Origin of the sequence: Pseudomonas sp. Irchel s3f7 (assembly GCF_900187615.1) — a bacterium.
In the GTDB taxonomy this organism is placed as follows: domain Bacteria; phylum Pseudomonadota; class Gammaproteobacteria; order Pseudomonadales; family Pseudomonadaceae; genus Aquipseudomonas.
Genome location: NZ_FYDO01000013.1, coordinates 100,857 through 125,659, shown reverse-complemented (window position 1 = coordinate 125,659; position 24,803 = coordinate 100,857). Strand labels below are relative to the sequence as shown.

The window sequence follows — 24,803 nt, the reverse complement described above, 5'->3', positions numbered from 1 at the left end:
ACAGTGGTTTGTGGTGTTTTCGAAATGAAATTCAGCCTGACGTTTGGGCCAGTTATCACGCAGTCAGAAATGGGCGTTTTTTTTGCCGTCCATGGCGGGCATACTAGGCCGTCCCTTTCCCTGGTGCCGCCCGCCCCTATGCTCCGCATCCTGACTGCCCTAGCCCTGACCTGCCTGCTCCAACCGGCTTTCGCTGACGAGCGCGCGGACACCCAACAACAGTTGGACGCCACGCGTCAGGACATTGCCGAGCTGAAAAAGCTGCTGGGCAAGCTCCAGGAAGAAAAATCCGGTGTGCAGAAGGAGCTCAAGGGCACCGAAACCGAAATGGGCAAGCTTGAGAAGCAGGTCGACGCCCTGCAAAAAGAGCTGAAGAAAAGCGAAACCGAGCTGCAGCGACTCGATGCAGAGAAAAAAAAACTCCAGAGCGCGCGCACTGAACAGCAACACCTGATCGCCATTCAGGCCCGTGCGGCTTACCAGAATGGTCGTCAGGAGTACCTCAAGCTGCTGCTCAACCAGCAGAACCCGGAAAAATTCGCCCGCACCCTCACCTATTACGACTATCTGAGCCAGGCCCGCCTGGAGCAGCTGAAGAATTTCAACGAAACCCTGCGCCAGTTGGCCAATGTCGAAAAAGACATCGCCATGCAGCAGGCGCAGTTGCTGGTGCAGAAAAGCAGCCTCGACACCCAGCGCGACGAGCTCGACAAAGTCCGCCAGGAACGCCAGCAAGTCCTGGCCAAGCTCAATACCGATGTAAAGGCTCGCGACCAGAAACTGGCAGCCCGCGAGCAGGATCAGGCAGATCTGTCTAAAGTCCTGAAAACCATTGAAGAAACCCTGGCCCGCCAGGCTCGTGAGGCAGAAGAAGCGCGGCAAAAAGCGCTGATCGCCCAGCAGGAAGCCGAAAAAAAGCGTTTACGTGAGGCCCAGGCGCAGGCAGATGCCGGCGATGATGCCCCACGCAAACCCGTTAAGTCGTCACCCGGAGCACTGGTGTCCAGTTCCGGCGAGACCTTTGGTGGCCCTTTTGCGTCAACCCGCGGCAAACTTCCATGGCCTGTCGACGGTCGACTGCTGGCACGTTTCGGTGAAGGCCGTGGCGACGACTCCCGGACCAAGTGGGACGGCGTGATGATCAGCGCGTCTGCCGGCAGCACCGTACATGCGGTGCATGGTGGTCGCGTAGTGTTTGCCGACTGGCTACGAGGCGCCGGGCTGCTGGTGATCCTCGACCACGGCAACGGTTTTTTGAGTCTTTATGGTCACAACCAGACACTGCTCAAGTCTGCGGGTGATGTGGTTAAAGCCGGCGAGTCCATCTCCACTGTCGGCAACAGTGGCGGGCAGGACACGCCAGCGCTGTATTTTGCTATTCGTCAGCAGGGTCACCCGAGTGATCCGGCGCAATGGTGCCGCGCGCAAGGATAAGCGCGTTACCTAATTCAGGAGTTTGTTCGACATGCTGCATTTGTCCCGCCTTACCTCGCTGGCCCTGACGATCGCCCTGGTGATCGGCGCGCCTTTGGCGTTTGCCGCTCAACCAGCCCCGGCGGTCGCGCCTGCGGGCACTGCTGCGACCACCAAGGCGCCATTGCCGCTGGATGAGTTGCGCACGTTTGCCGAGGTAATGGACCGGATCAAGGCCGCTTATGTCGAGCCGGTGGACGACAAGACCCTGCTGGAAAACGCCATCAAGGGCATGCTCAGCAACCTCGATCCGCACTCCGCTTACCTGGGCCCTGAAGATTTCGCCGAGTTGCAGGAAAGCACCAGCGGCGAGTTCGGCGGCCTGGGAATCGAAGTCGGTGCCGAAGACGGCTTCATCAAGGTGGTCTCGCCCATCGATGACACGCCAGCCTCCAAGGCCGGCATTCAGGCTGGCGACTTCATCGTCAAGATCAACGGCCAGCCAACACGCGGCCAGAGCATGACCGAAGCCGTGGACAAGATGCGCGGCAAGATCGGCGAAAAAATCACCCTGACCCTGGTACGCGATGGCGGCACGCCGTTCGACGTAACGCTGGCCCGCGCGGTCATTCAAGTGAAGAGCGTGAAGAGCCAGTTGCTGGAATCGGGCTACGGCTACATCCGCATCACCCAGTTCCAGGTCAAGACCGGCGAAGAGGTCTCCAAGGCCCTGGCCAAGCTGCGCAAGGACAATGGCAAGAAGCTCAAGGGCATCATCCTCGACCTGCGCAACAACCCTGGCGGTGTACTGCAAGCCGCGGTGGAAGTGGTCGACCACTTCATCACCAAGGGCCTGATCGTCTATACCAAGGGCCGCATCGCCAACTCCGAACTGCGCTTCTCCGCCACCGGCAAGGACGAAAGCGAAGCCGTGCCGATGGTCGTATTGATCAACGGCGGCAGTGCCTCGGCGTCGGAAATTGTCGCCGGTGCCCTGCAGGACCAGAAACGCGCAGTCGTCATGGGCACCACCAGTTTTGGCAAAGGTTCGGTACAAACCGTGCTGCCACTGAACAACGACCGTGCGCTGAAGATCACCACCGCGTTGTACTACACGCCGAACGGTCGCTCGATCCAGGCCCAGGGCATCGTGCCGGACATCGAAGTGCGCAAGGCCAAGATCACCAGCGAGCAGGACAGCGACTACTTCAAGGAAGCCGACCTGCAGGGTCACCTGGGCAATGGCAACGGCGGCGCCGACAAACCGACCGGTTCCGGCGGCAAAGCCAAGCCGATGCCGCAGGACGACGATTACCAATTGGCCCAGGCCCTGAGCCTGCTCAAAGGGCTGAGCATCACGTCCGGCCGCTGAGATGTTTCTGCGATTACTGATCGGTCTGTTGTTTTGCCTGGCGGGTGTTGCTCACGCAGCGCCCGCTTACTCAACGCCTCACAAGGCCTACTTAAGCCTGATCATCGATGACCTGGGGCAGAACCTGCCCCGAGATCGCCGCGCGCTGGCCCTGCCCGGCCCGGTGACTGCGGCAATCATGCCCGACACACCCCACGCCACCGAATTCGCCCGCGAAGCCCATCGCGCCGGCAAGATCGTCATCCTGCACATGCCGATGGACCCGGCCACCGGGCCGTTCGCCTGGCACCCTGAGCTGCCCATCGAAGAACTGGAAAAACGCCTGAACGCCGCGTTCAAAATGGTCCCGTACACCAGCGGCATCAACAACCACATGGGCAGTCGCATGACCGCCCAGCGACCGGCCATGACCTGGTTGATGGCCGACCTGCAGCGCCGGCACAAACTCTTTGTCGACAGCCGCACCAGCGCGCAAACCGTCGCGGCGGCCGAAGCGCAGAAGATCGGGTTGGCGAGCGTTTCGCGGGATGTTTTTCTGGATGATGAAGCAACGGAAGCGGCGATCTTCACACAGCTACAGACGGCAATCAGTCTTGCGCACAAACAGGGCTCGGCGGTCATGATCGGGCATCCGTATCCGCAAACGCTGGCAGTGCTGGAGCGAGAACTGCCCAAGCTGAAAGCCCAGGGTATCGAGTGGATTGATATCAAGCAGATGATCAGCGTGCGCGGCAATCGCGCCACGGCCGCTCATGGCAAAGACGGCGTTTACAGATAAACACCCCGTTACATCCTATAAATAGTTACCACCAAATGCCCAGCGTCATTCCGGATAGTGAGACCTCCCAAAGGTCGCGACCCTCTTGAGTCGCCTTTCAACTATCAGGATTGACTATGACTACCCAAGACGATGCCACATTGCCAACCCGGCAAATGGAACCCATTAAGCTCGACAACCTGCTGATCAACTTCACGACAGAATTTCAGCGGATCTGGGATACCAACGGAACACGGGCAAAAACCGTTGCCTTTTGGCGCCCCACACCCGCCCCGGATGCATTGCCGGGATACTTCCCGCTGGGTGACATTGCCATTCACCGCGACGGCAACATCAACGGCGAAATGATCGCGGTCGTCGTGCGCGAGGGAAGTTCACCTGGCGACGACACGAAAGGAAACGCACTCAGCCGGCCCACCGACTTCGAACTTTATTGGAAAGACTCAGGGTCGGGCGCAGTCACACGCGCTTCGATCTGGCGCCCGATTCCGCCTGCCGGCTATGTTGCGTTGGGGCTGGTCTGCGCCAACGACTACAACAAACCTTCGCTCAATGCTGTCCGCTGCGTCAGGGCGGATCTGGTTATCGCTGCAAATGTCAGCGATCTGATCTGGAACGACAAAGGCAGCGGTGCAAAGATGAGCTTCAGCGCCTGGAGCATTGAGCCGCCGACCGCCGAGCCGGGCGATCTCTACTTCACCCCAGGCACATTCACAGGCAACCAAAGCTACAGCAAGCCTGAAACACCGGTCACCGCGTACGCATTGCGGATGCAGATCCCACTGCAAGTCACTTCCCCACCACAAGCGCCGGCACTCTCCGGACACGCCAAACCTCCAGTGGACGAAGCAGCCAACGTTACGCAAATAGCCCGACTCCCCTGGTTCGCGGTCATGGACTACGTGCAGCCCAGCGAACAACTCCTGAAATCCCCGTACTACGACCTGAAAAGAACCGACCACTACGTGTTGGTCGGATACGAGCGAAACACAACGGACAAGACCCGGCCAATCAAATGGACAATTGACCCTGTTCAAAGCCCAAGGCAAATGCAGTCATTCAATAGACAAACTTCTGTTGATTTCGAAAGGGCCTGGCCGAACACCGCACCAAGCGATGTCCGGACAACAAAGTTCTCGGCCTGCCTGCCCAAGAACTTCACTCACACCGAATCAGGCTCGAACGGATGGAGCGAATCGCCCCCTCTGGTGATCATCGCCATGGCTGCAAAACACAAATCTGTGGCGGTTTACCTGTTGGAAAGTCACTACGAGTTAACACGTGAGGACGGCACCCAAGTGACTGGAAAAATCGGCTATACCGACGACTCCAGCGTTCACCTGACGCAATATCCACCAGAAAAAGAAGAGTGCCCTCCACTGACGACGAGCACAGACACTGTTGAAAACACCAGCGACGCCAATGTCATTGCACAGGCATCACCCGATCTGCCAACCGCTACAGATACCGTGCCATGATGTCGTCAACCACACCTTCTTTGCGCAATTGATCCAGCGCGGCCTGAAGCTTGGCGACGACCTCGTCGGACACCTCTTTATTCAGGGCCAGATACAGTTCTGCGCTGTTGAAGCGCAGCACTGTCTTGAGGCCGCTCACGCCTTCTTGCCGCGCCAGATAACGTCCGGCAGGATCTCCGGTGGCCCACAAATCGATCTGGCCGCTGACCAGTTTCTTCGCGTTATCCTGATCGCGCAAAACCACCACCGGGTTCAAGCCTTGCTTGGCCAGCGTCGTGGCAATGGCGTCGCCCTTGTAGGCGCCGATCTTGTATTTGCGGGCGTCATCCAAGGTGCCCAGGGTGATTTTACTGTCCGCCTTGGCCAGCATGATCCAGTCGTCCGGGCCGATCGGCCCGACCCACTTGAACAGCCTCTCGCGATCCGGCAGGCGCGCCATCACGAATGCACCGTAACCGGGGTTTTCCAGGGCGAGTTTGTAGACACGCTCCCAAGGGAAACGCAGCGTCAGGCTGTAGGTAATATCGGCGCGTTTGAACATCTCGCGGACAATGTCCACGGCGATGCCATTGATGTTCTCGTCCTGAGCGAAGTTCTTGCCGTTCTTCGCCATGTTGTACGGAGGGAAGTTTTCCGTGAGCAACACCAGGTCGGTATCGGGGCTGTCTTTGGCGTGTACCCCGTTGATCAACAATAGGGAAGCGCTGGCGAGAACTAAAAGAAAGCGTTTAAGCATGTCTGGCTACCGAGATCCTTGGCGTACCCAAGAGTGCCTTGGGTACGCCATGATGTCCACTGGCCTGCATCGGTTTGTTTAACGCATCACAATTGCGCGATGAGCCATGTAGGCCTTGGCTTCCTGCACGGTGTATTCGCCGAAGTGGAAAATACTCGCCGCCAACACCGCGCTGGCGTGACCTTCGATAATGCCATCGGCCAGGTGTTGCAGGTTGCCGACACCGCCGGAAGCAATCACCGGAATGCCCAGCGCATCGCTGATGGCGCGGGTAACCCCCAGGTCAAAGCCGTTCTTCATGCCGTCCTGATCCATGCTGGTCAGCAGGATTTCACCGGCACCCAGGCCTTCCATCTTCTTCGCCCATTCGACAGCGTCCAAGCCGGTCGGCTTGCGACCGCCGTGGGTGAAGATTTCCCAGCGCGGGGTTTCGCCCGGTCCGGAAACCTTCTTCGCGTCGATCGCGACGACAATGCACTGCGAGCCGAAATGCTGCGCCGCTTCGCCGACGAATTCAGGGTTGAACACCGCTGCGGTGTTGATCGAGACCTTGTCCGCACCGGCATTGAGCAGGTTGCGGATGTCTTGCACGGTACGCACGCCACCGCCCACGGTCAGCGGGATGAACACCTGGCTGGCCATGCGCTCGACGGTATGCAGCGTGGTGTCGCGACCGTCGACGCTGGCGGTGATATCGAGAAAGGTAATCTCGTCGGCACCCTGCTCGTCGTAACGACGGGCGATTTCCACCGGGTCACCGGCGTCGCGGATGTTTTCGAATTTCACACCCTTGACCACCCGGCCGTTGTCCACGTCCAGGCAAGGGATGATGCGTTTGGCCAGAGCCATACTTAATCTCCGATTAAGAGTTGCAAGCTTCAAGCTATAAGCTGCAAGTAAGAGCGGATCGCGGTCGCGCTTTTAACTTGCAGCTTACAGCTTGGAGCTGGCCGCGTAGCCATCACAAAAAGCTTGAGCCTCAGCAACATCCAGAGTGCCCTCATAAATCGCGCGGCCTGTGATCGCACCGATGATGCCTGGCGCCTTGGCGTCGAGCAGCGACTTGATGTCACCGAGGTTGTGGATGCCACCGGAAGCGATCACCGGGATCTTCGTGGCAGCCGCCAGCGCGGCGGTGAACGGTACGTTGCAGCCCTGCATCATGCCGTCTTTGGCGATGTCGGTGTAAACGATCGAAGACACGCCGTCAGCTTCAAACTGCTTGGCCAGATCGATCACCTGAACGGTGCTGATTTCAGCCCAGCCGTCAGTGGCGACGAACCCGTCCTTGGCATCCAGACCCACGATGATTTTGCCCGGGAAAGCGCGGCAGGCTTCGGCGACGAAAGCCGGGTCTTTCACGGCTTTGGTGCCGATGATGACGTAGCTCACGCCCGCTTTCACGTAGTGCTCGATGGTTTCCAGGGAGCGGATACCACCGCCGATCTGGATCGGCAGGTTCGGGTAGCGCTTGGCAATCGCGGTGACAACTTCGCCGTTGACTGGCTGGCCTTCGAAGGCGCCGTTCAGGTCGACCAGATGCAGACGACGGCAACCGCCCTCCACCCACTTGGCAGCCATGCTCACCGGGTCATCGGAGAACACTGTGGAATCTTCCATACGGCCCTGGCGCAGACGAACACAGGCACCGTCTTTAAGATCGATAGCGGGAATAATCAGCATCTGGCAAACCTTCAAATTTGAATGATCAGCTTGGCTCGGAAATCAGTTTTTCTCGAGCGCCCACAGGTCGCTTTCGATGCTTTCGAACCTCTCTTTGAGGTGCGCCTGCACATCGAAAATCGCCCTGTTGTAGTAGTGCGGAGCAATTTCGCGGGTAAACAGCTCAAGAATCTCCCCCGCCTCGAACGAACCGAGGTCAAGTTCGAAGCGGTCCTCCATGAAACGCTTGATCTTGTGATTGGCCTCGTTCTCCTGTTCGGGAGTGAGGGTCAGGATCGGGGGCTTCTTCTTGACTGCCATTTACCAGCGACCGTCCCACGCAGCGAAGTTCTGCAGCAATTGCAGGCCATGGGTATGGCTTTTCTCCGGGTGGAACTGCACGGCGAAACGCGAGCCTTCGGCCAGCGCCGCAGCAAAATCGACACCGTAATGACCGCCACCGACCACCTGCCGCGCATTAGTGGCGGCGATGTAGTAGCTGTGCACGAAGTAGAAACGCGCCATGTCCGGAATGTCGTGCCACAGCGGGTGGCTGACCTTCTGCTTCACCTGGTTCCAGCCCATGTGCGGGACTTTCAGGTGTTCGCCGTCTTCATGCAGGTCCTTGCCGAAGAACTTCACCTGGCCCGGGAACAGGCCGATGCAGTCAACGCCATCATTCTCTTCGCTGGTGTCGAGCAAGGCTTGCATGCCGACGCAGATGCCGAGGAACGGCCGGTCCTGGCTGACTTCACGTACCAGCGAATCGAAACCGAGGCGACGGATCTCCGCCATGCAATCGCGAATCGCGCCAACGCCGGGGAAAACCACCCGGTCGGCTTCGCGAATCACGTTGGCATCGCTGGTGATCAGAACCTTGCCGGCACCGACGTGCTCGAGGGCCTTGGCCACCGAGTGCAGGTTACCCATGCCGTAATCGATAACCGCGACTGTCTGCATTACAGAACGCCTTTGGTCGACGGCATTTGCCCGGCCATGCGGTCATCGAGCTCGACGGCCATGCGCAGGGCGCGACCGAAAGCCTTGAACACGGTTTCAATCTGGTGGTGGGTGTTGGTGCCACGCAGGTTGTCGATGTGCAAGCTGACCAGCGCGTGGTTGACGAAGCCCTGGAAGAATTCCTGGAACAGGTCAACGTCGAAGCCGCCCACAGTGGCGCGGGTGTACGGCACGTGCATTTGCAGGCCTGGGCGACCGGAGAAGTCGATCACCACGCGCGACAGCGCTTCATCGAGCGGCACGTAGGCGTGGCCGTAGCGACGGATGCCTTTCTTGTCGCCGATGGCTTTGGCAAACGCCTGGCCGAGGGTGATACCGACGTCTTCCACGGTGTGGTGATCATCGATATGCAGGTCGCCCTTGCTGACAATATCCAGGTCGATCAACCCGTGACGGGCGATCTGGTCCAGCATGTGCTCAAGAAAAGGAACACCGATATCGAATCGGGCCTTTCCGGTGCCATCGAGGTTGATCGAGGCTTTGATCTGGGTTTCCAGAGTGTCGCGCTCGACAGACGCCTTACGTTCGGCCATCACCAGCTCCGCAAAATCATTGGGCGAAAAAGGCAGCCATTATAGGGGCGCGGGCGCGAAACAGAAACATGGGAGGTGATATGGCTGACGGAGTGAACTCATCAACCCTGGAGCTATACCTGTCATGACATGTAGGAGCTGGCTTGCCAGCGATGGCGGTGTGCCTGACACACCGCGCCGCATTGATCGCCAGCAAGCCGGCTCCTACAGAATCTGGGCGTTAGTGGAACAGCACTGCCGTCTTCTGCAAGGTCACCCAAACACCCCACGCCAACGGAATACCCACTACCAACCACGCGGCAATCGCCAACGGCTTGGTGCCCGGCGCCGCTTTCCACTCCAGCGACGTGCTGCTGTCCGCGCCTTTGTCGTGGCCCAGCGCCTGTTCGGCAGCCAGTTCAGCGTCGGTCATGAAGTACTTGTCCGCCACCGGACGCACCAGCAGGTTGCACAGGAAACCCAGCACCAGCAGGCCGGCGAGGATGTACAGCGTGATGTCGTACGCTGCCGCGCGCTCGACGCCGATACTCAGCTGATACTCACGCAGATAGTTCACCAACACCGGACCCAATACGCCAGCAGCAGCCCACGCCGTCAGCAGACGACCGTGAATCGCGCCGACCATTTGCGTACCGAACAGGTCGGCCAGATACGCTGGAACCGTCGCGAAACCACCGCCATACATCGACAGAATGATGCAAAACGCCGCCACGAACAGCGCGATGCTGCCCAGGTGACCCAGGTTCGGAATCAGTCCGTACAAGGCAAAGCCCAGAGCGAAGAACACGAAGTAAGTGTTTTTACGGCCCAGGTAGTCCGAAAACGAAGCCCAGAAGAAGCGCCCACCGATGTTGAACAGGCTCAGCAAACCAGTGAAACCGGCAGCGATGGCGGCAATCGAAGCCAGTTGCGAGGCGTCCAGTTGACCGAAGGTCAGGTCATTGCCCAGCAATTTGCCTGCGAACACTTCCTGCAACAGCGGCGACGCCATGCCCAGGATGCCGATACCGGCCGATACGTTCAGGCACAGCACCAGCCACACCAGACGAAATTGCGGCGTTTTCCACGCTACGTTCACGTGTACGTGACGGTGAGTGATCATGGCGTTCGAGGCTTTTTTCGCCGGAGCGGTCCAGCCTTCAGGCTTCCAGCCGGTTGGCGGAACGCGGTAGGACAACGCGCCACCGATCATGAACACGAAGTAAATCGCGGCCATCACCAAAAAGCTCTGCCACACACCGACGCTGGTTGGCGAAGCGAAGTGGCCCATCAGCGCTGCAGCCAACGGCGCACCGACCATCGCGCCACCGCCGAAGCCCATGATCGCCATGCCAGTTGCCATGCCGCGCTTGTCCGGGAACCACTTGATCAAGGTCGACACCGGCGAGATGTAACCCAGGCCCAGGCCGATACCGCCAATGACCCCGGAGCCGATCCACATCAGCCAGATCTGGTGGGTATACACCCCCAGCGCCGAAATCAGCAGGCCACCGCACCAGCACAAGGCCGATACAACGCCAGCCTTGCGTGGCCCGGCATGTTCCAGCCAGCCGCCCCAGATCGCGGCCGAGCAGCCGAGGAAGATGAAGAACAGGGTGTAGATCCAGCCGAGCATCGAGATCGGCCAGTCACACTGAGACGAAAACACTTGTGCGATAAAGCTCATGTCCGGCGCGCAGGCGACCGGTGTGGTGACGCCCAGCGCCTTGGACAGCGGCAACCAGAACACCGAAAAACCGTAGGCCATGCCGATACAAAGGTGAATGGCCAGCGCGGCCGGTGGCACCAGCCAGCGGTTGAAACCGGGCCTGGCGATAATGCGCTCTTTGGACAAGAACGCAGGCTGCTCGGCATTGAAGCCGTCCGCCGTGATACTCGTGGTCATTGTGAATCCCCAATTATTAGTATGGTTCGCCAGCCACTGTTCACCCCGGGCCTTTATGCACGCAGGCATGACCGTTTTTTTGAGTGAAACATTTGTTGTGCGACTACAACTCGCAGAAGGACGGACGAACGGGCGAAGGTTACCATTTGCAGCTGACAGAAAAACCAAACTGACATCACGATTCGTACGTCGACTGATCTCATCATTATGTGAACGCCTCCCCTGTAGGCGCTGCCGAAGGCTGCGATCTTTTGATCTTCAAAGATCGCAGCCTTCGGCAGCGCCTACAGAAAATGGCACCCTCCAACTGCACAGGAGTCCCCATGCCGATCATTGTCGAGCCGCTAAACCAGGCCACTGACCAGGACCTGCAGGATCTGCAAAAAATTTACCGCGACGCTCCCGAATGGCTGTTCGCCCCGTTTTCCGGGGATGCGCAATTGATCGAAGACTGTTTGCGAGACGGCTCGCTGATCGCCGGCCGCTTCAATGATCGCCTGCTCGGAGCCGCTCGTTTGCAACGGCACCAAGACGTTTGGTACTTGTCCCAAATTTGCGTACGAAAAATTACCCGTCGCCGCGGGGTCGCCGAACGCCTGGTGGCTGAAGCCCGGAATACGGCTGCGCAATCGGGCGCGACATTGTGTCTGTTGGCACCTGCCGGGCATTTGGAGGCTCAGGCGCTGGCGACCAAACTGAATGTGCCCCTGCAGGTATTGACCGATTGATCGCTGACCGGTCGTCCGTTCCGGGGCGCTATACTCCCCGGCTAAATTTCGAATTCGACTAACTACAAGGACTCGCCCATGAAAGCGTTCGGCAAAATCCTGGGTCTGGTACTTCTCGGGCTGTTGCTGATCATTGTGGCACTGGGCTTTGCCCTGACCCACCTCTTCGATCCCAACGACTACAAAGACGAGATTCGCCAGATTGCCCGCGACAAGGCCCACATCGAGCTGACGCTCAATGGCGATATCGGCTGGAGCCTGTTCCCGTGGCTGGGCCTGGAATTGCACGACGCCAGTGTCGCGACCCTGATCAAACCGGCCGAACCGTTCGCCGACCTGCAAATGCTCGGTCTGTCGGTGCGCGTACTGCCGCTGCTGCGCCGTGAAGTGCAAATGAGCGACGTACGCGTCGAAGGCCTGAACCTGCGCCTGAACCGCGACAAGGACGGCCACGGCAACTGGGAAGACGTGGGCAAGAAGCCTGTCCCGACCACTGCCGACGCCACCACCGCGCCTGCGGCGAACGCCGGTGAGTCTGCCCCGGACACGACCGTCCAAGCGGAAAAACCGTCGCAGCCGATGCGACTGGACATCGACAGCCTCACCGTCAACAACGCCCGCGTCGAGTACAACGACGAAAAAACCGGCAAGCAATTCAACGCCGAAAGCATCCAGCTGAGCACCGGCGCAGTACATGATTCCACCAACATTCCGGTCAAACTCACTGCATTCCTGGGCACCAATCAACCCGTCTTGCGCGTGCGCACCGAGCTCAATGGCGAGCTGCGCTTCGAGCGCGCCTTGCAGCGCTACAAATTCGAAGACATGAAACTGTCCGGCGAAGTCGCAGGCGACCCGCTGCAAGGCAAAACCATGACCTTCGCCGCTCAGGGCCAGCTGCTGCTGGACAAGGCTGCCAATGTCGCCGAGTGGACCGGTATCAAAATTTCCGCGAACCAGTTGCGGGCACTGGGTGAACTGAAGGTCAACGACCTCGACAAGACCCCGCAGATCAACGGCGGCCTTTCGATTGCCCAATTCGACCTGGCGAAATTCGTCGACAGCATCGGCCAGAAACTCCCGGCCATGGCCGAAGGCAGCCTGAGTAAAGTCGAGCTGGTCACTCGCCTGACGGGCACGCCGACCAGCGTGGCATTCGACAACATCAACCTGAAACTCGATGACAGCAGCTTCAGCGGCCGCATCGCCGTCGAAGACTTCGCCAAGCAATCACTGCGCGCCAACCTCAAGGCAGACACCTTCAACGTTGACCGTTACCTGCCGCCGAAATCTGCTGAGGCCAACAGCGCCAAGCAAGTGCGCCAAGCCGAAGTCGCAAGTACCGAAGCCGATGCCATGGCGGGCGCCGGCAGCACCCCGCTGCCGCCATCGCCGACCAAAGAGGCCTGGAGCAACGAACGCCTGTTGCCGGTGGAGCGCCTGAGCAAACTCGATGTGGACGCCGACCTGAGCTTCGGCCTGTTGACCCTGGAAAACCTGCCGATTCAAAACGCCGCGCTCAAGGCCACCGGCCAGGGTGGTCTGCTGACCCTGGTGAACCTGAGCGGCAACCTGTACGAAGGCAACTTCAACGCCGCTGGCACCCTCGATCTGCGCCAGCCTGTACCGGCGCTGAACCTGCTGACGAAGATCAGCCGCGTCCCGGCAGAGAAAATCCTCGAAAGCCAGGGCAAGAATCCGCCGGTCAAAGGCCTGGTCACGCTCAACAGCAACCTGACCGGCAACGGCAACAGCCAGAAAGCGCTGATCGAAACCCTCAACGGCACCACCAGCTTCGTCATCAACAACGGCGTGCTGCTCAATGCCAACCTCGAACAACAGCTGTGCAAAGGCATCGCCACGCTCAACCGCAAATCCCTCAGCGGCGAGCCTCGCGGCAAGGACACACCGTTCCAGGAGCTCAAGGGTAACCTGACGTTCCGTAATGGCGTGGCCAGCAACCCGGATCTGAAAGTGCGCATCCCGGGCATGACCGTCAACGGCAATGGCGACATCGACTTGAGAGTCCTGGGTATGGATTACCGCGTCGGCATTGTCGTCGAAGGCGACAAGAGCGACATGCCGGACCCGGCTTGCCAGGTCAACGAGAAGTTTGCCGCTATCGAGTGGCCACTGCGCTGCCGCGGCCCGCTGGAGCTGGGTGCCAAGGCTTGCCGCCTGGATAACGACCGCATGGGCCAGGTCGCGGGCAAACTGGCTGGCGACAGAATCAGCGAAAAAATCGACGAGAAATGGGGCGACAAGGTCGACCCGAAACTCAAAGACGCGCTCAAGGGGCTGTTCAAGCAATGAGAGCCGAGCAGTTTTCAACGGCGGTGCTGGACTGGTTCGACCGCCATGGCCGGCACGATTTGCCCTGGCAGCAGGACATCAACCCGTATCGGGTATGGGTCTCGGAAATCATGTTGCAGCAGACCCAGGTCAGCACCGTGCTGAACTACTTTGACCGTTTCATGGCCTCGTTGCCGACGGTCGAAGCCCTGGCAGCGGCACCGGAAGACGAAGTGCTGCACTTGTGGACGGGCCTGGGTTACTACACCCGTGCGCGCAATTTGCAGAAGACCGCGAAGATCGTCGTCGAACAGTACGGCGGCGAATTTCCTCGGGATGTGGAAAAACTCACTGATTTGCCGGGGATCGGCCTGTCCACCGCTGGCGCCATCGCCAGCATCAGCATGGGCCTGCGCGCGCCGATCCTCGACGGCAACGTCAAACGCGTGCTGGCGCGCTTTACCGCGCAGGAGGGCTACCCCGGCGAGCCGAAGGTCGCCAAACAGCTCTGGGCCAACGCTGAGCGCTTTACGCCGCATGATCGGGTCAACGCCTACACCCAGGCGATGATGGATTTGGGCGCTACGCTTTGCACCCGCAGCAAACCGAGTTGCCTGCTCTGCCCGCTGGAAAAGGGCTGTGAAGCGCACATGCTCGGCCTGGAAACCCGCTACCCGATCCCCAAGCCGCGCAAAGCCATCCCACAGAAGCGCACGTTGATGCCGATGCTCGCCAACGGTGAAGGTGCGATCCTGCTTTATCGTCGCCCTTCCACGGGCCTGTGGGGCGGTCTCTGGAGCTTGCCGGAACTCGACGACCTCGACGACCTGCAACATCTGGCGTCGCAGCACTCGCTGGAACTGGGCGCACAACAGGCGCTGCCAAACCTGGTGCACACCTTCAGCCATTTCCAGTTATCCATCGAACCCTGGCTGGTTCAGGTCCAGGAGTCCGGCCATCACGTGGCCGAGGCCGACTGGCTCTGGTATAACCTCGCCACCCCGCCGCGCCTGGGCCTTGCCGCCCCGGTCAAAACCTTGCTCGAACGCGCGGCCGCCGTATTGAACGCAGGAGAGTCGTCATGACCCGCACCATCATGTGCCGCAAGTACAAAGAAGAACTGCCAGGCCTGGAGCGCGCTCCGTTCCCGGGCGCCAAAGGCCAGGACATTTTTGATCACGTCTCGCAAAAGGCCTGGGCCGACTGGCAAAAACACCAGACCCTGCTGATCAACGAAAAACGCCTGAACATGATGAACGCCGAAGATCGCAAATATCTTCAGGGAGAAATGGACAAGTACTTCTCCGGCGAGGATTACGCCAAGGCCGAAGGCTACGTGCCGCCGTCGGAATAACCCCGATTTATCGGGGGGCGGCACGTAAGCGACGGTAATAATTAAAATTTTTTTGAAAACTTGCTTGACGACCCCCTGAAAAACCCGTTTAATGCGCCCCGTTGCCCAGATAGCTCAGTCGGTAGAGCAGGGGATTGAAAATCCCCGTGTCGGCGGTTCGATTCCGTCTCTGGGCACCAAATACCGAAAACCCTGAATCGCAAGATTCAGGGTTTTTTTATGCCTGCGATAAATCGGAAGCCAAGGAGGCCTACGTGCCGACCCAGTGCTTCACTCCCAATTCTCGATGAATCATGAGCAAGGATGCACCGATGAACGCCCCTGAAACCAAGCAAGAAAAAAAATCAGGCAACACTCAATTTCAAGAGCTGGACTTGGCTCTAGGCTTTGTAGCAAAACACAATTGGAAATTATTCCAGACCGCCTCTCTGGCGTTTGGCTTCTTGATCTTTCTGGTTTATTTTTGCCAACACAACTTCTACCCCGACTTCGACCTGTTCAGCTTCTTGTCTCTATTAGCCGCAGCTGCCGTTCTCGGCGGTTCGGTGCTTGTTGTAGTGGGGCTTGGATTTGCCGCTCCCGCGTGGATTTGGTCTGAAATGTTTTTCAGTGAAAAACAAGTCCGTGACGAGCTTGAATACCGAATCAACAATCTTAACCCCAAAGAAAAACTTGATCACAGGCTAATCAATATCTACTTTGTGCTGCCTGCACTGATTTGCAACTTATCCCTCATATCATCTATTTATTTTTTTGATGACGACATTGCACACACCATCAGTTTGATTTTGGCACCAATCGTAGTCGGCCTTATATTTGGTGGACTGCTACAACAAAACTACGAACTTCCCTCCTGGAGTTGGTTGAGATTCACTTTCACAGCCTTCCTCGCCTTTTCCGTTTGTAACATTGTGGCGCTCCTGTCCACCTTGACAGTAGATCACGCGTTTCCTGAAATCACCGCGATGCTGGGTCAATACCCTTTTATGATTCTCTCCTTCGTGGTGACTTTGCTTTTATTGACGTTCCTGACTGCGCTCGGCAGAAGGGACCAACGATTCCTGCTGCTGATGACCCCTCCTCTTGCTTTTTTTCTGCTCTTGGTGACTAACACCATGAACGTGCTGCCTGGCAATGTCGTTAAGCAACTGGGCATTGGAAACTATAAGGCCGAGCAAGTACTGTTTAACGATGCTACCTGTGCTAGATACAAAGAAATACCAAGTTATGGCGTAAAAACCGACTGCGCATTGGACAATGCTCATATCACTTGGTCAATGGGTGGAATTTACTTTATTGAATGGACATCCGCAGACAAAAAAATCAAAGTCAAAGTACCCAAGGACGGCATTATTTCCATAAAACTCACAGAACCAGACAACTCGAAAAAAACAGGCTGATTTATTTACCACCCCCCCACAAAAAACCGGCACCCTTAATAGGTATGCCGGTTTTTACGTTAGCCGTCGAGAAGGCTCAGTAAGCCACCGACCAACCCAACATATAAGTCCGCCCACGCCCCTGGTAGTCATACAGATACGCCGGTCCGTAAGTCGGTGAATAGAACAGCGTCGCCCGCTGGCCCAAAACCGTGCTGTATTGCTTGTTCAGCGTATCCGTCCGGCCAAGTCATGCGCGACGCAAGTTCTTCGACTTGCACGCCACCAACAAGAGCCTGCTCGCCGAGCAGGCCCTGCGTTATATCCAGTTGCTGTACGAAATCGAGAGCGAAGGCCGCGACCTTGAACCGGATTTACGGCGTCGAATACGGCAAGAAAAAGCCTTACCAGTGATGGATAGGCTGCATGCCTGGATGATCGCCCAGCGTGATCTTGTGCCCGAAGGCTCGGCTATCAGCAGAGCGTTGGATTACAGCCTGAAACGCTGGGCAGAGCTGTCGCGCTACCTCGATGACGGGGCCGTACCCATTGACAACAATTGGGCCGAGAACCAGATCCGCCCCTGGGCTCTTGGACGCAAGAACTGGCTCTTCGCAGGGTCGCTACGCAGCGGCAAACGGGCAGCGGCGATCATGAGTTTGATCCAGTCTGCGCGGTTGAATGGGCATGATCCGTATGCTTTTTTGAAGGATGTTCTCACGCGGCTGCCAACACAGCGGGCGAGTGAAATCGATCAGTTGCTGCCGCATAACTGGCAGCCACCTAAACTGGGTTAACTCACTAACCTAAGGACATAGAATGCTCATTGTCTTCAGCGGCCTTCCAGGTACCGGAAAAACGACTATCGCAAGTGACCTTGCCACCAGAACAAGTGCCGTGTATCTGCGGATCGATACGATTGAGCAGGCTATTCGAGACTCCGGTGCTCTTGCACAAGACGTAGGGCGGAGCGGGTACATGGTCGCCAATGAGCTTGCTCTAAGCAATCTTCGTTTTGGCAGCACGGTCATAGTTGACTGTGTTAACCCAGTAATCGAAAGCCGAAAGGCGTGGAGCGATATCGCCACACGCTCTGGTGCTCCATTAGTGAACATCCAAGTGATCTGCTCTGATAAACATGAACACCAGCGCCGGGTAGAAACCAGAAAGATTGATATTCCTGGGCTGACTCCACCAACCTGGCAGTCTGTACTGGATCATGAATACGAGGCGTGGGAAAGCGCTCCGTTTAAGATAGACACAGCCCTGACGTCTCCGGCGGTGGCGGTGGCGATGATCACCGAACGATTTTTATCCAAGGAGTAGCGCCAGCTAAAGGCCCAAGGTCGCAAGGTGTAATTAGCAGACGCTTACGGACGCTACCCTTTAGGAGAGAACCATCAAAGCCTTATCAATTGTACGGCCCAGCGGCGCTCGAATCGCTTCTGGGGAGAAAACCCTCGAAGTTCGTCATTGGCATCCAAACTTAGATCCTTCCGAGGATCTCCTGATTGTTGAAAACGGGCGATTTCTCCATATCGATGGTGACGGTATTGCTGTCGCAATCGTACGCGTGAAAGCGGTGCGCAATGAGCTTGCAAGGTGTCTAGAAAATCCGGGGCGATTCACACGAACGGCCATGGCCAAGTGCAACGACGGCAGGCGAGCCCATTTATTTTTTCGGGGCTGCGGTCAGAACCGCTGTCCTCAGCAGTAGCGGACTGGTGTATGGATACAAAAAAATACGTAGTCCTTATCTGAGGGCTTCGGATTTTCCGACCGTTCATGGATATAGTCGAAAATACTTAACCAAACAGAATCAGTCCATTATTTGGAAATTTTCAGGTAGTTATGGCTGTATTTTGTTGGCTATATAGTGAAAACGACTGGCATAAGCTTTTTATACTGCATATCCCGCTGGTCTGCAGGCTTTGTCCTACAGAACGGGCTTGCCCACAACGCAGGCCCGGTTACGCGAAGCAACTGGCTTATGGGTCGGCGCTTCGACGCTCGGTGGTCATATCCAATAACAAGATGAGGTGCCCCTTATGCCCGTAGGCAATCACTTACCCCATGGCGATACCACTCAGGGCGGCCCGCTCAAACGCGAACTCGGCGAACGGCATATTCGCTTGATGGCCCTCGGTGCCTGTATCGGCGTCGGCCTGTTCCTCGGTTCGGCCAAGGCCATCGAAATGGCCGGTCCGGCCATCATGCTGTCCTACATCATCGGCGGTCTGGCGATCCTGGTGATCATGCGCGCCCTCGGCGAAATGGCCGTGCACAACCCGGTCGCCGGCTCGTTCAGCCGTTACGCCCAAGACTACCTCGGCCCATTGGCGGGCTTCCTGACTGGCTGGAACTACTGGTTTCTGTGGCTGGTGACCTGCGTTGCGGAAATCACCGCGGTGGCGGTGTACATGGGCGTCTGGTTCCCTGATGTGCCGCGCTGGATCTGGGCCCTGGCGGCACTGATCAGCATGGGCTCGATCAACCTGATCGCGGTCAAGGCCTTCGGTGAGTTCGAGTTCTGGTTCGCCCTGATCAAGATCGTCACCATCGTTGCCATGGTGTTCGGCGGCATCGGCGTCATTGCCTTCGGTTTCGGCAACGACGGTGTGGCGTTGGGCATTTCCAACCTGTGGACCCACGGCGGCTTCATGCCCAACGGCGTGCAAGGCGTGCTGATGTCCCTGCAAATGGTGATGTTCGCTTACCTGGGCGTCGAGATGATCGGCCTGACCGCCGGTGAAGCGAAGAACCCGCAGAAAACCATTCCCGATGCGATTGGCTCGGTGTTCTGGCGAATCCTGCTGTTCTACGTCGGCGCGCTGTTCGTAATCCTGTCGATCTATCCGTGGAATGAAATCGGCACCCAGGGCAGTCCGTTCGTGATGACCTTCGAGCGACTGGGCATCAAGACCGCGGCCGGTATCATCAACTTCGTGGTGATCACCGCGGCATTGTCGTCGTGCAACGGCGGCATCTTCAGCACCGGGCGCATGCTGTACAGCCTGGCGCAGAACGGCCAGGCCCCGGCCGGTTTCGCCAAGACTTCGAACAACGGCGTACCGCGTCGTGCGTTGCTGCTGTCGATTGGCGCCTTGCTGCTGGGTGTGCTGCTCAATTACCTGGTGCCGGAAAAAGTCTTCGTCTGGGTGACGGCGATTGCCACCTTCGGCGCGATCTGGACTTGGGCGATGATCCTGCTGGCCCAGTTGAAATTTCGCAAAGGCCTGAGTGCCAGCGAACGTGCCGGTCTGAAATACCGCATGTGGCTGTACCCGGTCAGCTCCTACCTGGCGCTGGCATTCCTGGTGCTGGTGGTCGGCCTGATGGCGTACTTCCCGGACACCCGCGTGGCGCTGTATGTGGGGCCTGCGTTCCTGGTGCTGCTGACGGTGTTGTTCTACGTATTCAAGCTGCAACCGACCAATTCAACGCAAGGTGTGGCGCGTTCGGTTTCTTAAGTCGTAGTGCCTGAAATGCAAAAGCCCATTCCGTTTGCTGCACTTAAGCGGAGCAGCAATACGATTCACGGAATATTGGTTTTTGGTATTTTCAACGCCCTGGGCTTTGTCGGTCTAGGGCGTGCAGTTGTGAACTGCAAACCAATACTGTTTTTAGATCAAGCTTGGTCTTTCAACATGGCTGCACTTGTTAAAAACCCACCTGGTCAAACTTGAGCCGACATGAGCGGCACGTCAGGAAGAACCTTTTTCCTCAGTCGCGCCCTCAGTTGTGCCCAGCCTTGTCCCCACTCAACATACAACTCAGTACATGCGCAGCCTGTAGCCAATGGTTCGATTTTGTCTCTGGCACCAAATACCGAAAACCCTGAATCGCAAGATTCAGGGTTTTTTATGCCTGCGATTTGACGAGGCACTCCCCCAGGCATCATCGAAGCGACAAAATCCCCCCATCCCAGGCTGAGTCCAGAAATGCCTTCAGGCATTGGATATCAGTTATTTCTGCTTGTCTTTTGTCTGTCAGAACGCTCCCAACGCCTTAACGGAAAGGGATGACATACGCCGACTTACAGTTTGTGCAGAATCGCAGGAGGAGCTGCCGCATACCCGGCAGCAGAGACTCAACAGGGATGTCGCCAATGACTAACGTCATCAAACCAGAGGTAGAAACCACTGAGCTTTTCTCTGGGCAAGAGATCAGGACTCTAAATTTTGATAAGCGGCAGTCAACATTGCTTCACACGCTCGCCGAAGGACTGGCCGCGATCGGCGGGCCGCAGGCCCCAGGAGCCGACTCGAAAGCCTCTTTGGCAGCCATTGAGTTGAAGCTCTCTTTCTCGAAAGACCAATGCGAACTGCTGGGCACCTACTCCGATGGCCTTGTTTGCGTGTTGATCTTTGAGGGGCTGCAAAAAATCACCGATGTCAGCCCCCCCAATGAATTGCCCGCCCTGACATCCCTGGAGAATCGATACGACGTCCTTTGCCTGGCCGCGCGTAATCAGATCTTGTTGAAACTGGTGGACAACAGCGCCTTTGCCTACGACATGGACAATGAAGGAAAACTGGTTCGGCTGGTGGCGAATTTCAAGGGCGGCGGACTTATCAAAGTGCCAAAACAGCCTTCGCCGCCTTGTGCCAGTGCATAGGTGAAGCAACTCCAGTCGAGCACACCCTGACGCAAGAGTCGGCAATGGTCATCAATAACGTCCGGGCTCTGCACTGTCGTGACCGGATCAAAGACAACAGGCGCGTTCTGGTCCGCATCTTCGGACTCTCGAAGTTTTCTTGTCCCATCGTAATAACAGACGACCCGTTGCGACTTCAGGGCTGACGCCTGACGCCTGACACAGATTCAATCCATTGAATGGCCAGACAAATGGATGACTGGCTAATAATTAAAAAAGAGAGGGTGAGATGTCTTGGGACGTTATTGGCATGTTGGCGCTCGTCGCGTTTTGCGCTGGCTTCTTTGATGCAATAGCAGGTGGCGGCGGGTTGATTACTCTGCCAGCACTGTTTTTGGCCGGGGTAGACCCCATCAGTGCTATTGCAACGAACAAGTTTCAGGCCGCCTCGGCAACCATTTCGGCAACCGCAACCTTTGCTCGCAAAGGAATGATCGAGTGGCGCGAGGGCCGATTCCTGGTTATTTGCGGTTTCATTGGCGGAGCCAGCGGGGCCTTGCTGGTCAGCTCTGTTGATAAGCGCTATCTGGAAGTCTGCGTGCCCATCATGCTGATTCTGGTGGCCATCTATTTTGCGCTGTCTCCAAAGCTGGCCAATGAAGATCGACGCAAGAGAATCGGCATTCTGCTTTTTTCGTTCACTGTTGCGCCGATCCTGGGTTTTTACGACGGTATATTTGGTCCCGGCGTGGGCGCTTTCTTTATCGTCGGATTTGTACTGCTCTGCGGCTTGGGCATGATGCGGGCCATGAGTTTTACCAAGCTGGCCAACGCTTCATGCAACCTCGGTTCTCTGTCGGTTTTCATCACCAAAGGTGTGATTATCTGGCCGGTAGCCATCGCCATGGCTTTGGCGGCCTTCCTCGGCGCCCAATTGGGTGCTCGAGCTGCGGTCCGGGTTGGACCACGGCTGATCAAACCCATGTTGATCGTGGTCTGCTGCGCCTTGGCCATCAAACTGCTGAGCGTAGAAACCAATCCCTTACGCATCGCGGTCATCCAGACATTGGCCTTATTATGAAAAACCCTGAATCGCAAGATTCAGGGTCCATGGCGTTGAGCGTCTCGTTAACTCGCATCATTCCAGTGAAAAACCAGGTTACGGGGTGTACCGCTGCCGACATCGGCAATGTCTTGCCGTGACTCCCCGTTGCGCGTCGCGATGACGGTGTACTTACCGGCAGGCAATTTGACGTAAACCAGCGGGCCCGCTTTGTTAAGCGTCAGCACGGTTTCCCCCGGGGCTTTCTGAATGACGACATTCACGTCTGGCGTGTATTCATTGCCCGTTCCGACAGAGAACGTCATGTGCAGGTTATAACCAGACGTCTGCTGGATAGCCTTTGCCTCATCCTCACCGATACCGCCGGACAGGTAGGTGATGCCGTTTTGCTCCTGCCGCTGAACCTGTACGCCAGAGCTGTCGACGGGCTCAAGGCTCGCGGCGGGCGATATGGCAGGAAACAGCAGAACGCTGACGGCGGCGAGGGACAACATGAATGAATGGGTGGTTTTCATGATGGCGACTCCCGGGTTCTGTTGAACCCAATCGTTACATTCTTTGGATTTCCTGTCGGCGGGAGGGGTTTCAGATTGATTGGGTCTTGGGGTGAGTACGAAACGTACTACGCCTTTTGTTCCTCAGACCTCGCCCGTCATCAGATACGTCCTGCCAGCGCACCCGGCGTTTCCTGCCTGTTTCTCAGTAACGCCCGGCATCTTTGAGTGGTGTTCACTTGTCATTCTCATGCGCCTCTCAGGCTGCTGCGGAAGACCTCATGACTGACCTCACACCCAATGACACTCAAGACCCAAAACTCGTATCGCTGCTGGGTAACCTAGGCGAATTGATCCGTCAGGCACGTCAGAAGGTACTTCGGGCGGTGGATACCGTTCAGGTGCAAACCTGTTGGCAGATGGGTCGGTACATCGTTGAATTTGAGCAAAAGGAAGAACTCCGCAGCGAGCTGGATCGCGAACGAGCGGCATTTGAAGAGCGATTGACTCGCCAAAAAACCGCGTTGAGATGAGTGGATTGTTCATCAACGACATCAAGACTATGGTTGGCAACTACCCGCAAAGGTCTGACACCGATGAATTTGCAGGACACGCCTCCACTGGCCCCCACTCAAATCAAGTTGTCGCTGGAGGCTCCCGCACCTGGCAAACCGTTCAAGGAAACAGCCCCCGATGGCTTCATCCTTGGCGGCTTCACCTGGCAGCACGCCGTTCAAGACATCGCCCGCCCGGTCGTCATCATCAACGCCGCCACCTCGGTCCGTTGCCGTCATTACTCACGCTTTGCCGACTATCTGTTCGCCAATGGCTTCAACGTCATCACCTATGACTACCGAGGCATCGGCGAATCGCGTCCGGAATCACTCAAAGGGCTTGAGGCTTCCTGGAGCGATTGGGGAGCGCTGGATTTCGAGGCGATGCTCAAGCGCACGCAGCGTGAATTTCCGGGCCAGCCTGTCGATGTGGTCGGTCACAGCTTTGGCGGCTGTGCAGCGGGGCTGGGAGCGTCCGGGCATCTGATCCGTCGCCTGGTGACCGTCGGCGCGCAATTCGCCTACTGGCGCGACTACGCACCGGCCCATCGCTGGCGGATGTTCGGCAAATGGCATGTGGTGATGCCGCTGCTGACAATGGTCTGCGGCTACTTCCCCGGCAAGCGCCTCGGCTGGCTGGAAGACACACCGGCTGGCGTCGTCCGCGACTGGAGTACGCCGACTGATCGATACGAGAAGCGCCCCAGCGGCCGCTCGCTCCACGCAACCGTCGGTCGCCTGCCCTTCGCTGCCGTAACGGCCAAAACGCTCGCCATCAGCGTCAGCGACGATCCCTACGGCACGATCCCGGCCATCGAGCGCCTGCTCCGCTACTCCACCGGCAGCTTGAACACCCACTTGCGCATCGCCCCTGAAGACATCGGCGAAGAAGAAGTCGGACATTTCGCCTTTTTTCGCAGCGCATACCAAGCCACACTATGGCCCATCGCACTGCACTGGCTGCAAAACGGAGAGCTGGCCCCCGATACCCCCGGGCGGCGAGTACCGCGCAGCGACCCCATTAACGCATAACGGAACAAACGCCATGGCCTCCGCCAACAAGCAGCAAAAACGCGCCTCCCGCGCCAAGGCCAAAGCCAAGCAGAACCGCACCCAGCGGGCCGCTGCGCCGGTCGAGCTGGACCCGAACGATGACCGCATCGACTTCGAGTCGGTGGACCTGACCGAACTGTTCAAGAAAATGATCGACGCCGAGAAGATCAGCCAGCAAGCGCTGTGCACAGCCTTCCTCGAAGACCCGCTGCTAGAGCTGGTGTACGAGCAGGAAGGCGAAGAAGGCGCGATGGACTTCATCCTGGCCGCGTTGATCGAGTACCGCCAATGGTCGACCGAAACCGACGAGGCCGGCGCCCTGGCGTGGATCGAATCACCGGCCTTCCAGGCCGACTACGTGGCAGCGTCCGACGCCATCGCCGCGCAAACCCAACCGAAACCGAACTGAGTT

At 57.7% G+C, this 24,803-nt stretch carries 25 protein-coding genes, 1 tRNA gene and 2 pseudogenes; 20 read left to right on the top strand and 8 right to left on the bottom strand.

All coding sequences use genetic code 11. The features are described 5' to 3' along the window. The first annotated feature begins 138 nt into the window (after positions 1-138). From CKW19_RS13540 to CKW19_RS13525, 4 genes are all read left to right on the top strand, one after another. Positions 139-1,434, top strand: coding sequence for a murein hydrolase activator EnvC (locus CKW19_RS13540; protein WP_095058292.1), 1,296 nt, complete (start codon positions 139-141; stop codon positions 1,432-1,434). Between the two features lie 31 nt (positions 1,435-1,465). Then, positions 1,466-2,785, top strand: a complete 1,320-nt coding sequence (locus CKW19_RS13535) for a S41 family peptidase (protein ID WP_095058291.1) — start codon at positions 1,466-1,468, stop codon at positions 2,783-2,785. Position 2,786: 1 nt separating this feature from the next. Continuing rightward, entirely contained in the window at positions 2,787-3,563 is a 777-nt protein-coding gene (locus CKW19_RS13530) for a divergent polysaccharide deacetylase family protein (protein WP_095058290.1), read from the top strand. Positions 3,564-3,679: 116 nt separating this feature from the next. Beyond that, positions 3,680-5,041, top strand: a complete 1,362-nt coding sequence (locus tag CKW19_RS13525; RefSeq protein ID WP_095058289.1) for a Vps62-related protein — start codon at positions 3,680-3,682, stop codon at positions 5,039-5,041. Here the strand turns inward: CKW19_RS13525 and CKW19_RS13520 are convergent. From CKW19_RS13520 to CKW19_RS13490, 7 genes are all read right to left on the bottom strand, one after another. Beyond that, positions 5,022-5,777, bottom strand: a complete 756-nt coding sequence (locus CKW19_RS13520; RefSeq protein ID WP_095058288.1) for an ABC transporter substrate-binding protein — start codon at positions 5,775-5,777, stop codon at positions 5,022-5,024. The genes CKW19_RS13525 and CKW19_RS13520 overlap by 20 nt on opposite strands. Positions 5,778-5,855: 78 nt before the next feature. Further along, the gene (gene hisF / locus CKW19_RS13515) at positions 5,856-6,626 is read right to left on the bottom strand and encodes an imidazole glycerol phosphate synthase subunit HisF (RefSeq protein WP_095058287.1); all 771 of its coding nucleotides are present in this window, start codon (positions 6,624-6,626) and stop codon (positions 5,856-5,858) included. An 84-nt stretch (positions 6,627-6,710) separates the two neighbouring features. Next, the gene (gene hisA / locus CKW19_RS13510; protein ID WP_095058286.1) at positions 6,711-7,460 is read right to left on the bottom strand and encodes a 1-(5-phosphoribosyl)-5-[(5-phosphoribosylamino)methylideneamino]imidazole-4-carboxamide isomerase; all 750 of its coding nucleotides are present in this window, start codon (positions 7,458-7,460) and stop codon (positions 6,711-6,713) included. A gap of 42 nt (positions 7,461-7,502) precedes the next feature. Next, positions 7,503-7,760 carry a DUF2164 domain-containing protein gene (locus tag CKW19_RS13505; RefSeq protein WP_095058285.1) on the bottom strand — a complete coding sequence of 86 codons (258 nt, stop codon included), beginning with the start codon at positions 7,758-7,760 and terminating at the stop codon, positions 7,503-7,505. After that, positions 7,761-8,399 (bottom strand): imidazole glycerol phosphate synthase subunit HisH, encoded by a 639-nt coding sequence (gene hisH / locus CKW19_RS13500; protein WP_095058284.1) that lies wholly within the window; start codon positions 8,397-8,399, stop codon positions 7,761-7,763. It abuts the gene before it with no gap. Further along, a complete protein-coding gene (gene hisB, locus CKW19_RS13495) occupies positions 8,399-8,992 on the bottom strand; it encodes an imidazoleglycerol-phosphate dehydratase HisB (protein WP_003218037.1) in 594 nt (197 codons plus the stop codon). Before hisB ends, hisH begins: the two co-directional genes overlap by 1 nt. A 220-nt stretch (positions 8,993-9,212) precedes the next feature. Beyond that, entirely contained in the window at positions 9,213-10,877 is a 1,665-nt protein-coding gene (locus tag CKW19_RS13490) for an OFA family MFS transporter (protein ID WP_095058283.1), read from the bottom strand. Between the two features lie 323 nt (positions 10,878-11,200). On the opposite strand from CKW19_RS13490, the gene CKW19_RS13485 reads away from it, so the two are divergent. The 13 genes and pseudogenes from CKW19_RS13485 (at position 11,201) to CKW19_RS13430 (ending at position 22,308) form a co-directional block, all read left to right on the top strand. Next, positions 11,201-11,605: an acetyl-CoA sensor PanZ family protein gene (locus CKW19_RS13485; protein ID WP_095058282.1), complete on the top strand. Its 405-nt coding sequence runs from the start codon at positions 11,201-11,203 to the stop codon at positions 11,603-11,605. A 78-nt stretch (positions 11,606-11,683) separates the two neighbouring features. Further along, entirely contained in the window at positions 11,684-13,918 is a 2,235-nt protein-coding gene (locus tag CKW19_RS13480; protein WP_095058281.1) for an AsmA family protein, read from the top strand. Continuing rightward, positions 13,915-14,982, top strand: coding sequence for an A/G-specific adenine glycosylase (gene mutY, locus CKW19_RS13475; protein ID WP_095058280.1), 1,068 nt, complete (start codon positions 13,915-13,917; stop codon positions 14,980-14,982). The genes CKW19_RS13480 and mutY overlap by 4 nt, the downstream gene beginning before the upstream one ends. Further along, positions 14,979-15,251 carry an oxidative damage protection protein gene (locus CKW19_RS13470; protein WP_007989188.1) on the top strand — a complete coding sequence of 91 codons (273 nt, stop codon included), beginning with the start codon at positions 14,979-14,981 and terminating at the stop codon, positions 15,249-15,251. The genes mutY and CKW19_RS13470 overlap by 4 nt, the downstream gene beginning before the upstream one ends. Positions 15,252-15,354: 103 nt before the next feature. Continuing rightward, positions 15,355-15,430, top strand: a tRNA-Phe gene (locus CKW19_RS13465). 132 nt (positions 15,431-15,562) lie between these two features. Beyond that, complete coding sequence (locus CKW19_RS13460) at positions 15,563-16,651, top strand: hypothetical protein (RefSeq protein ID WP_095058279.1); 1,089 nt, start codon at positions 15,563-15,565, stop codon at positions 16,649-16,651. 227 nt (positions 16,652-16,878) lie between these two features. Beyond that, positions 16,879-17,427: pseudogene (locus CKW19_RS13455) on the top strand (IS66 family transposase); the annotation flags it as partial. A 22-nt stretch (positions 17,428-17,449) separates the two neighbouring features. After that, positions 17,450-17,956 (top strand): AAA family ATPase, encoded by a 507-nt coding sequence (locus CKW19_RS13450; protein WP_095058278.1) that lies wholly within the window; start codon positions 17,450-17,452, stop codon positions 17,954-17,956. A gap of 73 nt (positions 17,957-18,029) precedes the next feature. Beyond that, positions 18,030-18,347: an ASCH domain-containing protein gene (locus tag CKW19_RS13445; protein WP_095058277.1), complete on the top strand. Its 318-nt coding sequence runs from the start codon at positions 18,030-18,032 to the stop codon at positions 18,345-18,347. Positions 18,348-18,678: 331 nt separating this feature from the next. Continuing rightward, the gene (locus CKW19_RS13440; protein ID WP_095058276.1) at positions 18,679-20,100 is read left to right on the top strand and encodes an amino acid permease; all 1,422 of its coding nucleotides are present in this window, start codon (positions 18,679-18,681) and stop codon (positions 20,098-20,100) included. 15 nt (positions 20,101-20,115) lie between these two features. Continuing rightward, on the top strand, positions 20,116-20,316 hold the full coding sequence (locus CKW19_RS28440; RefSeq protein ID WP_143500359.1) for a hypothetical protein: 201 nt from the start codon (positions 20,116-20,118) through the stop codon (positions 20,314-20,316). 422 nt (positions 20,317-20,738) lie between these two features. Next, on the top strand, positions 20,739-21,248 hold the full coding sequence (locus CKW19_RS13435) for a hypothetical protein (RefSeq protein ID WP_256580335.1): 510 nt from the start codon (positions 20,739-20,741) through the stop codon (positions 21,246-21,248). 268 nt (positions 21,249-21,516) lie between these two features. Beyond that, entirely contained in the window at positions 21,517-22,308 is a 792-nt protein-coding gene (locus tag CKW19_RS13430) for a TSUP family transporter (RefSeq protein WP_095058275.1), read from the top strand. 47 nt (positions 22,309-22,355) lie between these two features. Here CKW19_RS13430 and CKW19_RS13425 read toward each other — a convergent pair whose 3' ends face one another. Beyond that, complete coding sequence (locus tag CKW19_RS13425; RefSeq protein WP_095058274.1) at positions 22,356-22,805, bottom strand: hypothetical protein; 450 nt, start codon at positions 22,803-22,805, stop codon at positions 22,356-22,358. 260 nt (positions 22,806-23,065) lie between these two features. Here CKW19_RS13425 and CKW19_RS13420 point away from each other — a divergent pair. The 3 genes and pseudogenes from CKW19_RS13420 to CKW19_RS13410 all read left to right on the top strand — a co-directional run. Further along, a pseudogene (locus tag CKW19_RS13420) lies at positions 23,066-23,266 on the top strand (DUF1016 domain-containing protein); the annotation flags it as partial. Between the two features lie 114 nt (positions 23,267-23,380). Then, positions 23,381-24,370, top strand: coding sequence for an alpha/beta fold hydrolase (locus CKW19_RS13415; protein ID WP_095058273.1), 990 nt, complete (start codon positions 23,381-23,383; stop codon positions 24,368-24,370). Positions 24,371-24,383: 13 nt separating this feature from the next. Next, entirely contained in the window at positions 24,384-24,800 is a 417-nt protein-coding gene (locus CKW19_RS13410; RefSeq protein ID WP_095058272.1) for a hypothetical protein, read from the top strand. Positions 24,801-24,803: the final 3 nt, after the last annotated feature.